Below are 17,720 nucleotides of genomic sequence, written 5' to 3' on the forward strand. Positions count from 1 at the left end.
ATGCACGTCCGGCCGGCGGTCGCAACGACAAGCTGCATTGGTCTTGCGCGTGGGTCTATCCCGGTATCGACCTGGACGAGGTCGTCCTGCGACACCCGAACAGCAAAAAGGCCGCGGGTTCGTCCCGCGGCCTCCTGCACTTCTCGCTTCGTCATCGGGCAGCGCCCGCGATGACGGGCGACGGCAGTTCCTATCTTTGGGGCGCGCGACGGGCGAGAACCACGACCATCGCCAGCGTGCCCAAAGCGCCGACGGCGCCGACAGCGATCACCATAATGCTTGGTACGTCCATCATCCTCTCCCTGCCGCGTCATTGGCGGCTTTTCATTTTGTGCGTGGGAGAGTGGACGCAAGCCGCCATCACTGCAACTATTAACTCAGCGCCGCCTCATTATTGCGGAAGGCGCTTATTCCAGATCACTTTCGCTGACGATGATCGGCTGTGCATCGGCGTTGCGCGCCAGCGCCGAAAGCGCCGCGTCGACAATCGTGTCGGAGAAGCGATTGAACATGTCGATCGCGTCGCCGTCGGGCGCATCGCCGCTCAACGCTTCCAGCACATCATATTGAACGGCAAACTCATACTCGTCGCCGTCGGCCTCGGCGCTGAATTCCACCTGCCGCTCGTCGATGTTGTCGAGCAGCGTGCCCATGTCGATCTCAAGCCGGTCGATCGCCATTCATTCGTCCTTTCGCTTTCGTCAGCAGCGACAAAACGGAAGAGGCGGCGATGTTCCGTCCGCATCGTCCGATCATGTTAACCATACTGGCGCGCGGCGCGCACGTCCGGTCGCAGCACGGATGGTCGGCGACGCGGCGATCGATCAGCGATAGGCGCACAAGGGAGAACGGTACGTCGACCATAGGTCGCTGATGCCAAAGGGAGATAGTTCATGCGTCATCGTTCGATCATGCTCGCTGCGTGCGGCATGTTGATGCTGGGGGCCTGCGCCAAGAAGGCGCCGCCGGCTCCGCCGCCCCCGCCGCCGGGTGCGGTCGCCGGCAGCCATGCCGCGGATCGCGACGGCGACGGGATCGTCGACGGATATTATACGTCCGACGGCATCTATCATCCCTACGCGCCGCCGGCCCCGCCGCCGCCGCCGCCCGCGCCGACGCGTCGCGGGGAACGGGGCTGATCACCCGCCTGTCGGGAGAGTGGCGGTGCCGCTCTCCCCTGGTCGGGATCGCCGCCATCGTGCTGACGGTCGCCGCGCCACTGGCGCCGGCGGCCGCAGCCGTGTCGCGTACCGCAAAGGCATCCGCGGCCAAAGCCAAGCCGAAGGCCGGCAGCCAGAAGGCCAAGGCCGCGAGAGCCAGAAGCGTCAGTTGGGTCGCCGATCAGGCGCGCGACCGCGCTGTCGCCGCCGCGATCCGCGCCGCTGCGGGCGGCTGGATGGCGCGCGTCTATGCGCAGCGCAACGACGCGCCACTCTGGGCGAATGGCGGGCGGATCGGTCCCGCGGCGGAGACGCTGATCGGCTATCTGCGCGATGCCGATCTCGATAACCTCAACAGGTCATCCTACGATGTCGAAAAGCTGCGCGTGCGCATCGATGCGGCGCGTGGCGGCGATCCGGTGCGGGTGGCGGCGGCGGAGCTGGCCCTCTCCGACACCTTCGTCCAGTTCGTCCGCGACCAGCGCAAGCCGCGCGACGTCGGGATGAAATGGGCCGATCCCGCGCTCAAGCCGAAACGCCCCAAGCCGGAGGCGGTGCTGCGCGCGGCGACCTTTCCGAAATCCTTCGCCGCTTATGTCAAGGACATGGGCTGGATGAGCCCGCGCTATGTCGAGCTTCGCCAGCTGTCCGCACAGGCGCGCGCGGCCGGGATCGCTCCCGCGGCGCTGACGCGGCTGCGGCGCAACCTGGATCGCGCCCGCATCCTGCCGGGGCCGTGGACGCGGCACGTCGAGGTCGACGCCTCCTCGGGGCGGCTGTGGTATTACGAAGCCGGCACGACGAAGGGCACGATGCGCGTCGTCGTCGGCACGCGCGAGACGCAGACGCCGATGCTTGTCGGCACGCTGCAATGGGCGATCCTCAACCCCTATTGGAACGTCCCCGATTATCTGGTGCGCAAGAACATCGCGGCTAAGGTGCTGGCGGGGCGCACCCTGGCGTCGCTCCATATGGAGGCGCTGAGCGACTGGACCGCGAGCGCGCGACCGATTCCGGCCAGCGCGATCGACTGGCCGGCGGTGGCGGCGGGCAAGCGCGAGCTGCGGCTGCGCGAGCTGCCGGGGCCGGTCAATTCGATGGGCAAGGTAAAGTTCCTGTTCCCCAATACCGAAGGCATCTACCTTCACGATACGCCCAATCGCGCGCTGCTGGCGAAGGAGGACCGGCATTTCAGCAACGGCTGTATCCGGCTGGAGGATGCAGCCCGGCTCGGCCGCTGGTTGATGGGAAAGCCGCTCAATCCGGGGAAGAAGCCCGAGCAGGCGGTCGCGCTGACCGCGCCGACCCCGGTGTACCTGACCTATCTTACCGCCACCGGCGGCGCGCGCGGGCTCAGCTTCCGCGACGACATCTACGGTCGGGACGGGTGAGCGAGTTTGTCGGCGGACGGATCACCGCCCGCCGGACGGATCGAGCGCCGGCACGCGCCGCGCCGCCTCGGCAGGCTCGATCCCCGGTCGGGGTGCGGCGGGCAGGCGTTCGTCGCCGCGGATCGCGCGGCCCGCGCGCTGGATCGCCTCGATCAGCCGCGGATAGATGCCGCAGCGGCAGATGTTCGTGATCCCGGCGCGAATGGCCTCGTCGGACGGCATCGGATCGCGCTTCAGCAGCGCGGCGGCAGCCATGACGATGCCGGGGATGCAATAGCCGCATTGCGGGACGTTCTCGGCGATCAGCGCAAGCTGCACCGGATGCGCCCGCTCACGCGACAGGCCCTCGATCGTCGTGACGAACGTCCCCTCGACCGCGCGCAGCGGCACCTGACACGATCGCACCGCCTTGCCGTCGACGTCGACGGTGCACGCACCGCAACTCCCGGTGCCGCATCCGTATTTGGTGCCTGTCAGGTTGGCGGCGTCGCGCAGCGCCCACAACAGCGGCGTGTCGGGCGCCATCCGATACTCAACGGCCTCGTTGTTGACGGTCAGGCGGGTCATCACCCGGGACTATCCGCCCAAGGCGCGCGCAACAAGCCGCCTGCGGCGATCGGGCGTTACCCGTCCCGGCGGCGATAGGCGTGGTGGATGTTGTTGATCCATCCTGCGCTCGCCTTCGCCGCGGTCGCGCCGCGGTCGCGCGGCTTGCGGGCTTCGGCAAGATCGATCGCGCCCTTCGTGAAGTGCAGCCCGGCCAGCGTCGCCGACGTCCACATCACTTCGGCGGGCAACTCCTGCAGCGATCCCATCGTCACGGCGACCTGATCGCCCTTGGTCAATTCGCCCGGATTGTCGATGCATGCACCGGTGATCGACAGATTGCGCACCCGCGCCTCCACTGCCCGCTCGCGATGGTCGATGCGGGCATACAGGATCACGCTGCTGCGCGGTTCACGAGGAGGAGAATCGGACATTGCGAGTCGTCATAGCACGGACGTGGCGAACAGGCAGTTAACGCGTCCGGACGTAACGGCGGGGCTGATTTTGATTAAACCCCTTGATCTGCATAAGAACGGTTGCATGCCGCTGCGGCATTGAAATAGTGCCGACGGATGGATCCGCATCCCGCGTCGATTGAGGCGCTTCTTTCGCCGTCCAGTGCACTCACGCCGTGCGATCACGAACCTATCCACCTTTCGGGGGCGGTGCAGCCTCACGGGATCATGCTGGTGGCCGATCCGCGTACGCTGCGCGTCGTCGCCGGCGCGGGCGCGATCGAGGACGTGCTGACCCCGGACTGGCTCGACGCGGATCTTTCGGTGCTGCTTGATCAGGATGTCGCAGCCCTGACCGGGGCGGCGCCGGGGCCGGGGGGTACCGTGCTCGGCGCCACCGTCGCGGGGCACGACGTTGCGTTGCATCGTGCCGGGCCGTGGCTGATCGCCGAACTGGAGCCGAGCGAGGCGACGCCGGGTACGGTCGCCGCCACGCTGGGGTGGCTCGACGCGATCACCGCCGGGTTCGAGCGAACGGGCTCGCTGCGGATGCTGAGCGATCGCGCCGCGGCGGCGTTCCGCGCCCTGACGGGGTTCGATCGCGTCATGATCTACCGCTTCCTCGACGACGACGCCGGCTGCGTGATCGCCGAGGATCGCGATCCGGCACTGGCGTCATTCCTCCACCACCACTTTCCGGCGAGCGACATCCCGCGGCAGGCGCGCGCGTTGTACGTGCGCAACCGCACCCGCGTGATCCCCGACGTCACCTATGTTCCCGCGCCGCTGCGCCCGGCCGGGTTCGAGCAGGTCGATCTCAGCGATGTCGCGATCCGCAGCGTCTCCCCGGTGCATGTCGAATATCTGCGTAACATGGGGGTGCAGGCATCGGCGTCGATCTCGATCGTCAAGGACGGGCTGCTGTGGGGCCTGGTGGCCTGTCACAACATGACTCCGCGGTTGATGCCGCGCAGCGTCCGCGCTGCCGCGGCGGCAATGGCGAGCGCGCTGGCCCGGCAGATACTCGCCAAGGAAGAGGCCGAGGCCTATCGCGTCCGGCTGGCGCTGCGCAGCGAGGAGGACGCGTTGCGCCCGCTGCTCCAGCAAAGCGATCCGTTCCGCGTGCTGGCCGAGCGGACCGACGAGCTGCGCCGGATGTTCGATGCCGACGGCCTCGTACTGGTCCGCGACCATACGTTGCTCTCGACCGGCGTGGCTCCCGCCGATGAGGATGTGTTCGACCTGCTGCGCTTCGCGGCGCTGCGCGAGGACGGTCCGGTGTTCGCAACCCGCGAGCTGGCGATCGACTGGCCCGATGCAGCCGCGTTCGGGCCAGTCACCGGCGTGCTGGCGCTTCGGATCGACGATCGACACACGTTGATATGGCTGCGGGTCGAGCAGATCGAGGAGATCGAATGGGCGGGCAACCCGCACAAGGCGATCCCGCACGATCCAAATGCGACCCTGCACCCGCGCGCGTCGTTCGAATCGTGGCACGAAACGGTGCGCGGGCGCGCCCGGCGCTGGACGCTGGAGCAGATCGAGGGCGCCAACCGGCTCCGCCGCCTGCTGCGGGAGGCGCGCGTCTCGAACGAACTGCGCCGGTTGAATCAGGAACTGGAGCGGACCGGCGCGGAGAAGGACGCCTTGCTCGCGCAGAAGGACCTGCTGATGCGCGAGGTCGATCATCGCGTGCAGAACAGCCTGCAACTGGTGTCGTCGTTCCTCGCGATCCAGGCGCGCGATGCGGGGCCGGGCGTCGTCGCCGACCAGCTGCGCGAGGCCCGTTCGCGCCTGTCCGCGGTCGCGCTGGTGCACCGCCGCCTCTATCGCGAGGACCAGATCGAGACGATCGACCTCAGCCGCTATCTCGGCGAGCTGATCGAGGATTTGAAGGCGTCGCTGGGTGACGAATGGTCGCGCCACATGATCTTGTCGATCGCGCCGGTGCTGATCCCCACCGATCGCGCGGTTAACATCGGGCTGATCGCTGCCGAGCTGGTGATCAACGCGACCAAATATGCCTATCCGGAGCAATCCGGTGGCCCGATCGAGATCACGCTGGAGCAGTATCGCAACCGCCTGCGGTTGATCGTCGCCGATCAGGGCGTCGGCAAGCAGGGCGACGGCGAGGGGTTCGGCAGCCGGATGATGCGCGCGGTGATTCAGCGCATCGACGGGCAGATGGACTATCTCGACAACGAACCCGGCCTTCGCGCGGTGCTGACCGCGCCGATCGAGGCGGCCTGATACTCTTCGTCGCCCCGGACTTGATCCGGGGCCCCGCTTCTTGTCGACCGCACTGGGAAGCGGGACCGCGGATCAAGTCCGGGGTGACGATAAATGGCTCAGTCCGCTTCCGCCGCTTGGGCATAAAGCGTGAAGGTCGCCAGCGCGCCCGCGATCATCCGCGCGGTCCAGTCGCCGTCCTCGCTGGTTGCAGCTTCGTCCAGCGCGGCGCGGATCGCACGCCACTGGCCGGACGCGTGCACCGCCCCGAGATACCGCCCCGGCATCTCCGGCGGCACCTGTCGCGCGAGCATTGCGCCACCCAGTCGCGAGCCTTCGACGACATACAGCACGCCCCACAAGGTTGCCTCATCGTCGCCCGGCGCGAAGAGCAGGGGATCGGGCGCCGCGACGCCCAAGTCGGTGAGATCGGCCGCCAGCAAGGGCGCGCGGGTCGGCAGCGTCCGCGCGAACGGCAGCGCCGCCATCACGCGCTCCGCCGCCGGGAGGGCGCGACCGTGCGCCAGCAGGAAGCGCCGATACGCCTCCGGCGACGCCAGATCGTGCTTGCCGAACGCGGCGTCCACCGCCTCATGCGCCGCGCCGGTCGCGTCGCGCAGCATCGTCATCGCGGACATCGTCGTCAGTCCAGCCCGCGCTCCAGAAAGCGCTCCGCCACCGCGCAATGCATCGCCACGCCGGTGGCGAGCACATTTTCCTCGATCGTCATCCGCGTGTTATGGAGCGGCGGGTTGGTGCGCCAGTCGCTGCCGGCCGGCGCGACCCCGACGAACGCCATCGCGCCCGGCACCTCGCGCAGCACATAGCTGAAATCCTCGCCGCCCATCATCGGCGCGGGCATCGCGGTCCAGCCCGCGCCGCCCGGCACCTCCGACGACAACTCGCGCAGCAGCCGCGTCGCGCGCGCGTCGTTGACCGTCACCGGATAGCCCTCTTCGATCGACGTCTCAGCGACACAGCCATGCGCGGCGGCGATCCCCTGCGCGATCTGGTGGAACGCCTCGCGCATCGCGGTGCGCGTCGCCTCCGACAGCGTGCGCAGCGTTCCCATCAACTGCACTTCCTCGGGGATGATGTTGTGCGACGATCCGGCGTGGATCTGCGTCATCGTCAGCACCGCGGGATCGGCGACCGGCACGCGGCGCGCGACATGCTGTTGCAGCGCGGTGACGATCGCGCAGGCGACCGGGATCGGGTCGATCGCCTCGTGCGGCATCGCCGCGTGGCCGCCCTTGCCGCGGATCGTCGCCAGCACCGTGTCGGTCGAGGCGAGCATCGCGCCCTCGCGGCCCACGAACATCCCCGCGGGCGCGTTGGGGAGGATGTGCAGCGCGAACGCCGCCTCGGGCCGCGCGACGTCGAGCAAGCCGTCGGCGATCATATGCCGCGCGCCGTGATGCCCTTCCTCGCCGGGCTGGAACATGAAGACGATCGTCCCCGCCATTTCCTCGCGGCGAGCGCTCAGCGCCCGCGCCGCGCCGACAAGCATCGCGGTATGCGCGTCATGCCCGCAGGCATGCATCTTGCCGGGCACGGTCGAGGCGAACGGCAGTCCGGTTTCCTCGCTCATCGGCAGGGCGTCCATGTCGCCGCGCAGCAGCACCGTGCGCCCGTTCGACCCCGCGCCGCCGCTCCGCCCCCCGCGCAGAATCGCGACGAAGCCGGTGGTGCTGGTGCTGTCGTGGATCTCGAGCGGCAGCCCGGCCAGCGCCGCCTTTGCCTTGGCGGTGGTCAGCGGGCAATGCAGCCCGACCTCAGGCTCGGCATGGATCGCCCGGCGCAGCGCGATCACGTCGGCCAGTTCGGCGGCACCAATCGCGGTCCAGTCGGTTCGGGTGGCGAGCGTGCTGGTCATGACGGACTCCTTTGGTCGCAGCTGTAACCGATCCGTCATGCCGGCGGAAGCGTCAGGGGGCGCGGCGCGCGCCGGTGATGCGGATCGCGGGCGCGAGCATCTGTCCCTTCATCGCGCCTTCACCCAGCGTCGGCGAGGTGGGGGCGAGCAGGATCTTGCGGATCACGTCCATCCCTTCCAGCACGCGCCCGAACGCAGCGAAGCCGGGCTGCCCGTCCTTGGCATCCATCGACGTAAGGTCGCCGACCACGACGAAGAAGTCGCCGGTCGCGGTGTTCGGCGCGGCCATCGCCATCGAGATCGTGCCGTCGGTGTGGCTGAGCCCGGTCTGCGTGGTCGGCTCGAACTTGATTGGCGGCAGCGTGCGCTTGGCATCGTTGCGCGTGCCGAACTGGACGATGCCGTAGCCGTCCGCGACCTTCACCGCGCGATAGAAGGAGACGCCGTCCAGCTTCTTGCCGTCGACATATTTCAGGAAGTTGGCGGCAGTAATCGGCGCGGCCCTGGTGTCGACGCCGATCGTGACCGGGCCGGCGTCGGTGGTCAGCACGACCCGCGTCAGCGTCGCCGGAACCGGCGCGGTCGGAGGCGTTGATACTGGCGGCGGCGCAGCCGGGGTGGCGGGGGCGACCTGCGGCGCGGCCAGCGCAAGCGCGACGAGCGCTGCGATCATGCCGCCCCCCGCGGCGCCGGCGCGATCAGCACCGGCAGCGTGTTCGCGGCCGCCCCGGTCAGTTGCAGAACGTAGCGGCCGGGCGCGAGGCGATAATCGACGATCTTGCGGATACCGCTGCACGCTGGTCCGTGGCTATGCGCGGCGGAGGGCAGGGCACGTCCGCTGCGCACTACCTCGATCCACGCCGGGGCGCCGAGTGCGATCCGGTAAGTGCCGGGCCGCGTTACCTGAAACAGCGCCATTCCGGCATTGGTCCCCGCACCGAGGTCACGCGTCGGCGGGGCGGCGGGGGCGAGCCGGTCGAGCGGGACCAGCCGCAGCTCGGCAGCCCGGCCGACCGCGATTACCGGCGCGTGGCGTGTCGCTGCTCCTGCATCCAGTGCAACCCGCGTGCTCCAGCTTTCGAAGCCGATCGGCAGCGCCGGGCGCACGGTGGCGCACGACGGCTCGGGCGCGGGCACGTCTTGCGCGGAAAATAGCGCTGACGCGAGCAGCAGGGACAAGGCGAACGACATCCACGGGGCTCCATGTATCGCCGCTCCATACCCTTCCCGGCGCGCCGCGACCAGCCCGGCGATCGGCGCTCGCGGCAACCAACGACCGGCTTGCCGGGTTCAGTGCGAAGGTGCAGCCTGACGTCACGGTAAGGGAGAGCGATGATGACCGATCAACACAATGATATGGGCCGCGCGGCAGCCGACGCAGCGCAGCAGGCGACCGATCGCCTTCGCGCGTCGGGCCAGCATATGATGGAAAGCGGCCAGACGATCAGCACCAAGATTCTCGATCAGGTCGAGGCCAACACGCAGGAAGCGTTTGCCGCGATGCGCGCCGCCGCGCAGGCGAAGGATCTGTCGCAGGTGATGCAGATCCAGAGCGACTTCCTGCGGAGCCAGGGTCAGCGTTCGATGGAGCAGGCGCGGGAGATCGGGCAGCTGATCATGCAATTCGGACGTGCAGCGGTGGCGCCGGGTGGGGGGAATGACCCGAACGGCTGATCCCTTCGTCATCCCGGACGTGATCCGGGATCCCGCTTCTTCTTCTTCTTCGCAGTAACGAGAGAAGCGGGGTGCCGGATCAAGTCCGGGACGACGAACCAAGGTTAGTTTGCTGTCGGTCGTGGCCCCTGATCGGAGACGTCGAGCAGCGAGTCCCCGCCCAATGTCCGGTACAGCGTCACCAGATTGGTGGCGCGCACGAGCTGCGTCGCGACCAGCGTTCGTTGCGCCGAATACAATTGCCGCTGCGCATCGAGCGAGGTGAGGTACGTGTCGATCCCGCCACGATAGCGCGCATTGGTCAGGTTCAGCGTGTCGACTGCCGCGGCGTAGAAGCGCTGGTTTGCCGCAAGCTGGTCGGTGATCGTCCCGCGGCGGGCGAGCGCATCGGATACTTCGCGGAACGCGCTCTGGATCGTCAGTTCGTAATTGGCGAGCGCGGCGTCGCGCTGCGCCACGCTATAGTCGACGTTCGCGCGGCCGGCACCGGCGCGGAAGATCGGATAGCTGGCGTTGGGCGCCACCGACCAGTTGAACGCATCGCCCGAGAACAGCGTCCGCAGCGCAGTGCTCGCGAAGCCGACCAGCCCGGTTAGCGAGATGCGCGGGAACAAGGCCGCGCGCGCCGCACCGATTTCGGCATTGTAGGCGCGCAACGAATATTCGGCCTGCACGACATCGGGGCGACGCAGCAGCACGCCCGAGTCGATCCCGGCGGGCAACTCGCCGATCGTCTGTGCGGCCTGTTCGATCCCGGCCGGCAATTGCGCCGGATCGATCGGGGCGCCGACCAGAAGTTGCAGCGCGTTGACGTCTTGGGCCAGCAAGCTGCGCTGCTGCGCGAGGTCGGCCTCCGCGGTGGCGAGGATCTGTTCGGCCTGCCGCACGTCGGTGCGCGGCGAGACGCCGCCGCGACGCCGCGCATCGGTCAGCCGCACGCTGGCGCGCGCCGCAACCGCGGTCTGGTCGGCGACGGTCAGCAAGCTCTTGTCCGCGGCATAATTGAGCCATGCGCTGGCGATATCGCCGATCAGCGTCAATCGCGTCGCGCGCGCGGCGGCCTCCTGCGCGAAATAGCGCGATAGCGCCGCGCCGGTCAGCGAACGGACGCGCCCGAACAGGTCGATCTCGAAGGCGGTGACACCGAGCTGCGCCTGGAAGGTACTGTTCGAGCCCGACACGACGGTGGTCCCGCCGGTGCCGGTGCCGGTTCCGCCGGTGCCCGGTCCGGTTCCCGTGCCACCAGTGCCCGTGCCGGTGCCCGTTCCACCGGTACCGGTTCCGCCGGTGTTGACGCCGGTGTTCACCCCCGAGCGGCTGCTCTCGCGATAGCTGTAGGCACTCGTCGCGTTGAGCTGCGGGAACAAATCGGCGCGCTGGATACGATATTGCGCGCGCGTCGCCTCGATATTGGCGACCGCAACGCGCAGGTCACGATTGTTGACCAGCGCCTGATCGATCAGCGCCTGCAACCGTGCGTCGCGGAAGACGTCGCGATAGGTGACGCTGGGCAGCGCCGCCTCGCTCTGGCGCAGATAGGCGTCGCCGACCGGCCATGACGTCGGCACCGGCGGGGCGGGGCGGACGTAGGTGGGCGCGAGCGAACAGCCCGCGAGCGCGACGGAGGCGCAGAGCGCGGCGATCAGGCGAGTCATCATGCCCCTTCCGGCGCGGGCAGCGCGGGCTTGTCGATCGGACGCGGCAATTGCTTGGGCGCGTCGGGTGCGGCGTGGCCGCCGTGGTCGTGCGGACCGTCATCGTCCGGGCCCGGCTCGGAACTGGGATCGGCACCACGCCGCAGCCCCTTCCAGCCGTCGCGGAAGCCGCGCCGCACCAGTACGAAGAACAACGGGATGTAGAAGATCGCCAGCACCGTCGCGGTGATCATCCCGCCGATCACCGACGTGCCGATCGCGATCCGGCTGTTCGCGCCCGCGCCCGTGGAGATCGCCAGCGGCAGCACGCCGAAGATGAAGGCGAGGCTGGTCATCAGGATCGGGCGCAACCGGATCTTCGCCGCGGCCAGCGCGGCGTCGATGACACGCTTGCCCTTCTTCTCTTCCTGCTCGGCGAATTCGATCATCAGGATCGCGTTCTTCGCCGCGAGCCCCATCGTCGTCAGCAGGCCGATCTGGAGATAGACGTCGTTGACGAGGCCACGCAGCGTCGTGAACAGAATCGCGCCGATCAGCCCGAGCGGGATCACCAGCAGCACCGCGAACGGGATCGACCAGCTTTCGTACAGCGCCGCGAGGCACAGGAAGACGACGAGGATCGACAGCCCGTACAGCAACGGCGCCTGTCCCGACGACAACCGCTCCTGAAACGACAGCCCGGCCCACGACACGCTGGTCCCCGGCACCTGTCCGGCCAGTTCCTCGATCCGCGTCATCGCGTCGCCCGAGCTCTTGCCCTCGGCCGCCGCGCCCTGGAATTCGTAGGACGGGATGCCGTTGAAGCGCGACAGCGTCACCGGAGCCTGGCTCCAGCCGATCTGCGCGAACGCCGCGAACGGCACCATCTGGCCGTTCGATCCGCGCACGAACCACTGGTTCAGGTCGGTCGGCGCGGCGCGATATGGCGCGTCACCCTGCACGAACACGCGCTTGACGCGCCCGCGGTCAACGAAGTCGTTGACGTAGCGGCCACCCCAGGCGGTCGACAGCGTCGTGTTGACGTCGGCCTGCGTCAGCCCGAGCGCGGCGAGCTTCTGCTGGTCGATGTCGATCTTCAGCGTCGGCGTGTCGGGCAATTCGGTCAGCCGCACCGAGGCGAGCGCGGGATCGGCGTTGGCGGCGGCGAGCAACTTGTCCTTGGCGGCGGCGAATTGCTCCTGCGTCAGCCCGCCGGAATTCTGCAATTCCATCGTGAAGCCGTTCGACTGCCCCAGCCCGCGCACCGCCGGCGGCACCAGCGCGAAGACACGCGCGTCGCGCAGGCCGCGGAACGCTGCCGAGGCACGCGCCACGATCGAATCGGCGGTATTTTCCTTGCCCTTGCGATCGTCCCACGGCGCGAGATTGACGAAGCCCTGACCGGTATTCTGCCCGCTCGCGCCGCCGCCACCGCCGCCGCTGACGGTGAACATCGTGCGGACGTTCTTGCCCTCGCTGGTGGCGAGATAATCCTCGACCTTGTGCTGCACGTCCTCGGTGCGCGAGCGCGTCGCGCCCGCGGGCAACTGGAACTGCACGATCGCCGCGCCCTGGTCCTCGGTCGGCAGGAAGCCGGTCGGCATTCGCAGGAACAGCACCGCCAGCAACCCGACCGTCAGCAGGTAGATCAGCAGGAACAGCGCCTTGCGATCGATCACCCGCCGCACGCTCGCGACGTAGCGCGCCACGCCGCGATCGAAGGTATTGTTGAACCCGTCGCGCGCGCGCTCCAGCCCGTGCGCGACGCGCGGGAATTTGCGGCCGATCCAGCTTTCCTCGATCGGATCGCCATGCTGGTCGTGGGTCTGCTTGAGCAGCGTCGCGGTCAGCGCGGGCGACAGGATGACCGCGACGAGCACCGACAGCACCATCGCCGACACGATCGTCAGCGAGAACTGGCGGTAGATTACCCCGGTCGACCCGCCGAAGAACGCCATCGGCATGAACACCGCCGACAGCACGAGCGCGATCGCGACGAGGGCGACCGTGATCTCCTTCATCGATTCGATCGTCGCCTCGCGCGGGGTCATGCCGGGGTTTTCCTCCAGCAGTCGCTCGACGTTCTCGACCACGACGATCGCGTCATCGACCAGCAGGCCGATCGCGAGCACCAGCCCGAACAACGTCAGCGTGTTGATCGAAAAGCCCGCGACATAGAAGACCGCGAACGTGCCGAGCAGCACCACCGGCACCGCGATCGCGGGCACCAGCGTCGCGCGCCAGCTTTGCAGGAACACGAACATGACGATGACGACGAGGATGATCGCCTCGATCAGCGTCTTGACCACTTCCTCGATTGACAGCTTGATGAAGTCGGTCGTGTCGTTGGCGAAGGCATAGGTCACGCCGGCCGGGAACGCCTTCGATGCCTGCTCGACCTGCGCCTTGACCAACTCGGCGGTCTTGAGCGCGTCCGCGCCGGGCGCGAGCAGCACCGCGATGCCGGCGCCGGGGTGGCGATTGACGCGGCTGAACGCATTGTAGCTTTCCGCGCCCAGCTCGATCCGCCCGATATCGGCGAGGCGGACGGTGCCGCCGTCCTGTTCGGTCTTCAGGATGATCTTGGCGAACTGGTCGGGCGTCTGGAGCCGCGATTGCGCGGTGACGACCGCGTTGAGCATCTGCGTCGACGGGCTCGGCTGCCCGCCGATCTCGCCGGCCGCGACTTCGGTATTCTGGTTCTGGATCGCGGTGATGACGTCGCCCGGCATCAACTGGAAGCTGTTGAGCTTGGCGGGATCGAGCCAGATCCGCATCGCATATTGCGAGCCGAAGACGTTGGTGTCGCCGACGCCCTGGATACGCCCCAGCGGGTCCTGCAGGTTCGAGACGAGATAGTCGGAAACGTCCTGATTGGTCAGCTTGTCGGTGGTGTCATAGACGCCGACGATCAAAAGGAAGTCGGGGTTCGACTTGCGGACCACCAGCCCCTGTTGCTGCACCTGCTGCGGCAGGCGGCTCAGCGATTGCTGGACCTGGTTCTGGACCTGCACCTGCGCGATGTCGGGATCGGTGCCCTTGTCGAAGGTGGCGGTGATCGTCACCGAGCCGCGGCTCGACGAACTCGACTGGAAATACAGCAGGCCGTCGATGCCGGTCAGCTGTTGCTCGATGACCTGCGTGACGCTGTTCTGGATCGTCTGGGCGTTCGCGCCGGGGAAGGTGGCGCGGATCGAGACCTGCGGCGGCGCGACGTCGGGATATTGCGCGATCGGCAGCGACAGGATCGCGCCGACCCCGGCCAGCATGACGATGATGGCCAGCACCCATGCGAAAATGGGGCGGTCGATGAAGATGCGGGACATGCCGGCTTAGCCCGCCTTGCCCTGACCGCCACCGGATTGTTTCTTCATTTCCTCGGGTGAGGGGGCCTTCACCGGCTGCGGCGCATTGGCGGGCACCGCGCGGATCTGTGCGCCGGGACGCAGGTTCGCGAGGCCCTGCGTGATGATCTTCTCGCCGGGCTTCAGCCCGTCGGTGACCACCCAGTAGGCGCCCTGCGTGCGATCGGCCTTGATGTTGCGTTGCTCGGCCTTGCCGTTCGCGCCGACCACGAACAGCGTCGCATTGCCCTTGGCGTCGCGACTGATCGCGGGCTGGGGCACGAGGAAGGCGTTCTTCAGGATCGATTGCGCGAACTCGGCGCGGACGAACATGCCCGGCAGCAGCAGCCCCTGCGGGTTCGGGAAGCGCGCGCGCAATGTGACGGTGCCGGTGCTCTGGTCGACGACGACCTCGGCGAACTCTACCGTGCCCTTGATCCCGTAATCGCTGCCGTCCTCCAGCTTCAGCGTCACCTCCGCGCGCGCCGGGGCAGCGCCGCCGGCGGCGAGCGCACGGCGCAGCGCGAGCAGGTTGGTGCTCGATTGCTGGATGTCGACGAACATCGGGTCGAGCTGCTGGATCGTCGCCAGCGGATCGGCCTGCGTCGCGCTGACCAGCGCGCCGACCGTGAACAACGAACGCCCGATCCGCCCGGTGATCGGGGCGGGGACGGTGGTGAAGCGCAGGTTGACGCGCGCGCTGTCGAGCTGCGCGCTGTTGACGCCGATCTGCGCCGATGCCTGCCGCTGTTGCGCGACCGCGTCGGTATAATCCTGCGCGCTGATCGCCTCCATCTCGGCAAGCGGCTTGTAGCGGTCGGCGCGGATCTTGGCGGCGGCGAACGTCGCCTGCGCGTTGGCGACATTGGCCTGCGCCTGATTGGCGGCGGCGCGATAAAGCGACGGGTCGATCTGATAAAGCGGCTGCCCGCGCTTCACCAGCGCGCCCTCGGTGAAGAAGCGCTTCTGGATCACGCCGGTGATCTGCGGGCGCACCTGCGAGCTTTCATAGGCGACCGTCCGGCCGGGCAGTTCGCTGATCGTCGGCACCGCGGTCGGCTGGACGACGACATAGCCGACCGTCGTCGGGCCGCTACCGGGACCACCCGGGCCACCCTTGCCCTTGGCCTGCCCGTTGTCGCTGCCACCGCCACAGGCGGACAGGGCAAGCGCCGCCGCAAGGCTCGCCAGCCCGGCCGCCGCGCGCATCCGCCGTACCGTCAAATTTCTTTTCACTCTGTGCCTGTCCGAACCCGAGGGTGTCCTCGGCTAAGCGCTATTTGTCGCAAATGTTTCGCACCGGCGAACATTTATTCGTCAACCGCGGCGGAATCGTCCCGGCCGCCGCTCGGCAACAGCCTGCAATCCCTCACGGAAATCTTGCGTTTGCATCAAGCGGTCCTGCTCGGCGCGCTCATGCTCGGTCCGCTCGCGCACCGCCTCGGCCAGCCCCGCGCGCAGCGTCGCGCGTGTCGCTTCGACCGCGAGCGGCGCGTTCGCGGCGATCTCGGCGGCCAGCGCCTGCGCGGCGGCGCGTGCATCGGGGGCGATCTGGTCGACCAACCCGTAGCGCAGCGCCTCGTCCGCCTTCACGCGCCGCCCGGTCAGCAGCATCAGGCTGGCGTGCTGCCTGCCGATCACGCGCGGCAAGGTGAGGCTGATTCCGAACCCCGCGTGAAAGCCGAGCGTCACGAAATTGGCGGAGAACTTCGCCTCGGGCGCGGCAACGCGGAAGTCGGCGACCAAGGCGAGCCCGAGCCCGGCGCCGACCGCCGCGCCCTGAACCGCTGCGACGATCGGCTTCTTCGCCGAGAACAATCGATAGGCGCCACGGTACAGGGCGGGGGTTTCGCTTTCGCCGTCTTCGGTGGTGAGCGGCTTGTCGCCGGTCAGGTCGGCGCCGCCGCAGAAGACGCGCCCCTCGGTCGCGAGCACCACCGCGCGCACCTCCGGGTCGGCGTCGCATTCGTCCAGCACGTCGGCGAGCGCATGGATCAGCGCGGCGTTGACGTGGTTGTACGGCGCGCGGTCGATCACGACGGTGGCGACATGATCCTCGCGGGTCATGGACAGATGCTGCTTCATGCGCGGGTTCCCAGAAGGTTGCGGGCCACGACCCAATTGTGGATCTCGGTCGGGCCATCGTAGATCCGCATCAGGCGGATGCGCGCCGCCATCTGCGCAAGCGGCAGCTCGCGGGTCATCCCCATCGCGCCGAACGCCTGCATGACATGGTCGAGCACCTCCCACGCCATCTCCAGCGCGAAGCTCTTGAGCATCGACACTTCGGTGCGCGCGTCGCGGCCCTGATCGATCTTCCATGCGCAATCATAGGCCATCAGCCGCGCGGCATGGATGCGGATCGCGGCATCGGCGACCCAGTTCTGCACGGTCTGCCGCTCGCTGAGCGGCTTGCCGAAGGTGGTGCGCTGCGGGGCATAGTCAACCAGCATGTCGAGCGCGCGCGCCGCCATCCCGATTGCATTCGCCGCCATCTCGGCGCGGCGCGTGTTGAGCCGCAGCTGCATCGGCGCGAAGCCCTGCCCCTCGGTGCCGAGCAACTTCCAGCCCGGAACGCGGCAATCGTCGAGCGCGACCTCATAGGTGGTCTCGCCGCCGATCATCGGGATCGGGCGCACCACCGAAAAGCCCGGCGCGTCGCGATCGACCAGGAACGCGCTCATTCCGCCGCGCTGGCGCTTTTCCTTGTCGGTGACCGCGATCACGATCGTGAAGTCGGCGCGGTCGGCCTTGGTGATCCAGATCTTGCGGCCGTTGAGCACCCAGTCATCGCCGTCGCGCACCGCGGTGGTCTTCATGCCCGCCGGGTCGGAGCCCGCGCCCGGCTCCGAGATGCCGATCGCCGAGATCGTCTCGCCGCGCACATAGGGGGCGAGATACGCCTCGCGCTGACGGTCGTCGACGGTGGCGGCGAGCATCCGCAGGTTCGGACTGTCGGGCGGCAGCGTCCACGGCACGATCGTCCGGCCCAGCGCCTCGTTGACCGCGACCATCGCGACCGCGGGCAGGTCGGTCCCGCCGACATCGGCCGGTGCATCCAGCCCCCACAGCCCCAGTTCGCGCGAGATGCGATCGACGTTGGCGCGCTCGTCCGCGGTCAGCTCGAGCCCGTGCCCGGCGGCATCGCGTTCCAGCAGGCCGTTCTCCAGCGGCACCAGTTCGTCATCGACGAAGCGCCGCACCAGCTCGGCGATCATGCGGTGATCGTCGTCGAGATCGAAGTTCATGCGCTCTCCCAGCGTTCGTTGCCGCCGGCTCTAAGCTGTTGGCCGGGCGTGCGCCAGCGGTGTCGATGATGGTTCCCCCCTCCGTCATCCCGGACTTGATCCGGAATCCCGCTTCTTCTTCCAGGGGAGCCACGAAGAAGCGGCGTCCCGGATCAAGTCCGGG

At 68.3% G+C, this 17,720-nt stretch carries 16 protein-coding genes; 4 read left to right on the forward strand and 12 right to left on the reverse strand.

Annotation, left to right across the window (positions count from 1 at the left end; genetic code table 11):
- Positions 1-407: 407 nt before the first annotated feature.
- Entirely contained in the window at positions 408-653 is a 246-nt protein-coding gene (locus SPHPH_RS0102510) for a DUF1488 family protein (protein WP_238302815.1), read from the reverse strand.
- Positions 654-893: 240 nt separating this feature from the next.
- Between SPHPH_RS0102510 and SPHPH_RS0102515 the strand changes: the two genes are divergently transcribed.
- Both SPHPH_RS0102515 and SPHPH_RS0102520 read left to right on the forward strand, forming a co-directional pair.
- Positions 894-1,139, forward strand: coding sequence for a hypothetical protein (locus SPHPH_RS0102515; protein WP_028965277.1), 246 nt, complete (start codon positions 894-896; stop codon positions 1,137-1,139).
- Between the two features lie 59 nt (positions 1,140-1,198).
- Positions 1,199-2,551, forward strand: coding sequence for a L,D-transpeptidase family protein (locus tag SPHPH_RS0102520; RefSeq protein ID WP_238302818.1), 1,353 nt, complete (start codon positions 1,199-1,201; stop codon positions 2,549-2,551).
- A gap of 21 nt (positions 2,552-2,572) precedes the next feature.
- Here SPHPH_RS0102520 and SPHPH_RS0102525 read toward each other — a convergent pair whose 3' ends face one another.
- Together SPHPH_RS0102525 and SPHPH_RS0102530 are read right to left on the reverse strand one after the other, a co-directional pair.
- On the reverse strand, positions 2,573-3,118 hold the full coding sequence (locus SPHPH_RS0102525; protein ID WP_028965279.1) for a (2Fe-2S)-binding protein: 546 nt from the start codon (positions 3,116-3,118) through the stop codon (positions 2,573-2,575).
- A gap of 56 nt (positions 3,119-3,174) precedes the next feature.
- On the reverse strand, positions 3,175-3,531 hold the full coding sequence (locus SPHPH_RS0102530; protein WP_028965280.1) for a PilZ domain-containing protein: 357 nt from the start codon (positions 3,529-3,531) through the stop codon (positions 3,175-3,177).
- A gap of 138 nt (positions 3,532-3,669) precedes the next feature.
- Here SPHPH_RS0102530 and SPHPH_RS0102535 point away from each other — a divergent pair, with 138 nt between their 5' ends.
- Positions 3,670-5,802, forward strand: coding sequence for a histidine kinase dimerization/phosphoacceptor domain -containing protein (locus SPHPH_RS0102535; protein WP_051272796.1), 2,133 nt, complete (start codon positions 3,670-3,672; stop codon positions 5,800-5,802).
- Between the two features lie 98 nt (positions 5,803-5,900).
- On the opposite strand, the gene SPHPH_RS0102540 is transcribed toward SPHPH_RS0102535, so the two are convergent.
- From SPHPH_RS0102540 to SPHPH_RS0102555, 4 genes are read right to left on the reverse strand one after another with little or no spacing between them, the layout of a single operon-like run.
- Positions 5,901-6,419, reverse strand: a complete 519-nt coding sequence (locus SPHPH_RS0102540) for a biliverdin-producing heme oxygenase (protein WP_028965282.1) — start codon at positions 6,417-6,419, stop codon at positions 5,901-5,903.
- Between the two features lie 5 nt (positions 6,420-6,424).
- Complete coding sequence (locus SPHPH_RS0102545; protein ID WP_028965283.1) at positions 6,425-7,657, reverse strand: M20 metallopeptidase family protein; 1,233 nt, start codon at positions 7,655-7,657, stop codon at positions 6,425-6,427.
- Between the two features lie 52 nt (positions 7,658-7,709).
- Positions 7,710-8,330 (reverse strand): peptidylprolyl isomerase, encoded by a 621-nt coding sequence (locus tag SPHPH_RS0102550; protein ID WP_028965284.1) that lies wholly within the window; start codon positions 8,328-8,330, stop codon positions 7,710-7,712.
- On the reverse strand, positions 8,327-8,848 hold the full coding sequence (locus SPHPH_RS0102555; protein WP_028965285.1) for a hypothetical protein: 522 nt from the start codon (positions 8,846-8,848) through the stop codon (positions 8,327-8,329). Before SPHPH_RS0102555 ends, SPHPH_RS0102550 begins: the two co-directional genes overlap by 4 nt.
- Before the next feature lie 144 nt (positions 8,849-8,992).
- On the opposite strand from SPHPH_RS0102555, the gene SPHPH_RS0102560 reads away from it, so the two are divergent.
- Entirely contained in the window at positions 8,993-9,331 is a 339-nt protein-coding gene (locus SPHPH_RS0102560) for a phasin family protein (protein WP_028965286.1), read from the forward strand.
- A gap of 104 nt (positions 9,332-9,435) precedes the next feature.
- Here the strand turns inward: SPHPH_RS0102560 and SPHPH_RS0102565 are convergent, their stop codons facing one another.
- The 5 genes from SPHPH_RS0102565 to SPHPH_RS0102585 all read right to left on the reverse strand — a co-directional run bounded on the left by SPHPH_RS0102565 (position 9,436) and on the right by SPHPH_RS0102585 (position 17,557).
- A complete protein-coding gene (locus SPHPH_RS0102565) occupies positions 9,436-10,986 on the reverse strand; it encodes an efflux transporter outer membrane subunit (RefSeq protein ID WP_028965287.1) in 1,551 nt (516 codons plus the stop codon).
- A complete protein-coding gene (locus SPHPH_RS0102570) occupies positions 10,986-14,291 on the reverse strand; it encodes an efflux RND transporter permease subunit (protein WP_028965288.1) in 3,306 nt (1,101 codons plus the stop codon). Before SPHPH_RS0102570 ends, SPHPH_RS0102565 begins: the two co-directional genes overlap by 1 nt.
- 6 nt (positions 14,292-14,297) lie before the next feature.
- Positions 14,298-15,518: an efflux RND transporter periplasmic adaptor subunit gene (locus SPHPH_RS0102575; RefSeq protein WP_028965289.1), complete on the reverse strand. Its 1,221-nt coding sequence runs from the start codon at positions 15,516-15,518 to the stop codon at positions 14,298-14,300.
- Positions 15,519-15,626: 108 nt separating this feature from the next.
- Positions 15,627-16,394: an enoyl-CoA hydratase/isomerase family protein gene (locus SPHPH_RS0102580; RefSeq protein WP_028965290.1), complete on the reverse strand. Its 768-nt coding sequence runs from the start codon at positions 16,392-16,394 to the stop codon at positions 15,627-15,629.
- Positions 16,391-17,557 (reverse strand): acyl-CoA dehydrogenase family protein, encoded by a 1,167-nt coding sequence (locus tag SPHPH_RS0102585; protein WP_028965291.1) that lies wholly within the window; start codon positions 17,555-17,557, stop codon positions 16,391-16,393. Before SPHPH_RS0102585 ends, SPHPH_RS0102580 begins: the two co-directional genes overlap by 4 nt.
- Between the last annotated feature and the right edge of the window lie 163 nt (positions 17,558-17,720).

The sequence above is a fragment of the Sphingomonas phyllosphaerae FA2 genome, from assembly GCF_000427645.1.
Classification (GTDB): Bacteria; Pseudomonadota; Alphaproteobacteria; order Sphingomonadales; family Sphingomonadaceae; genus Sphingomonas; species Sphingomonas phyllosphaerae.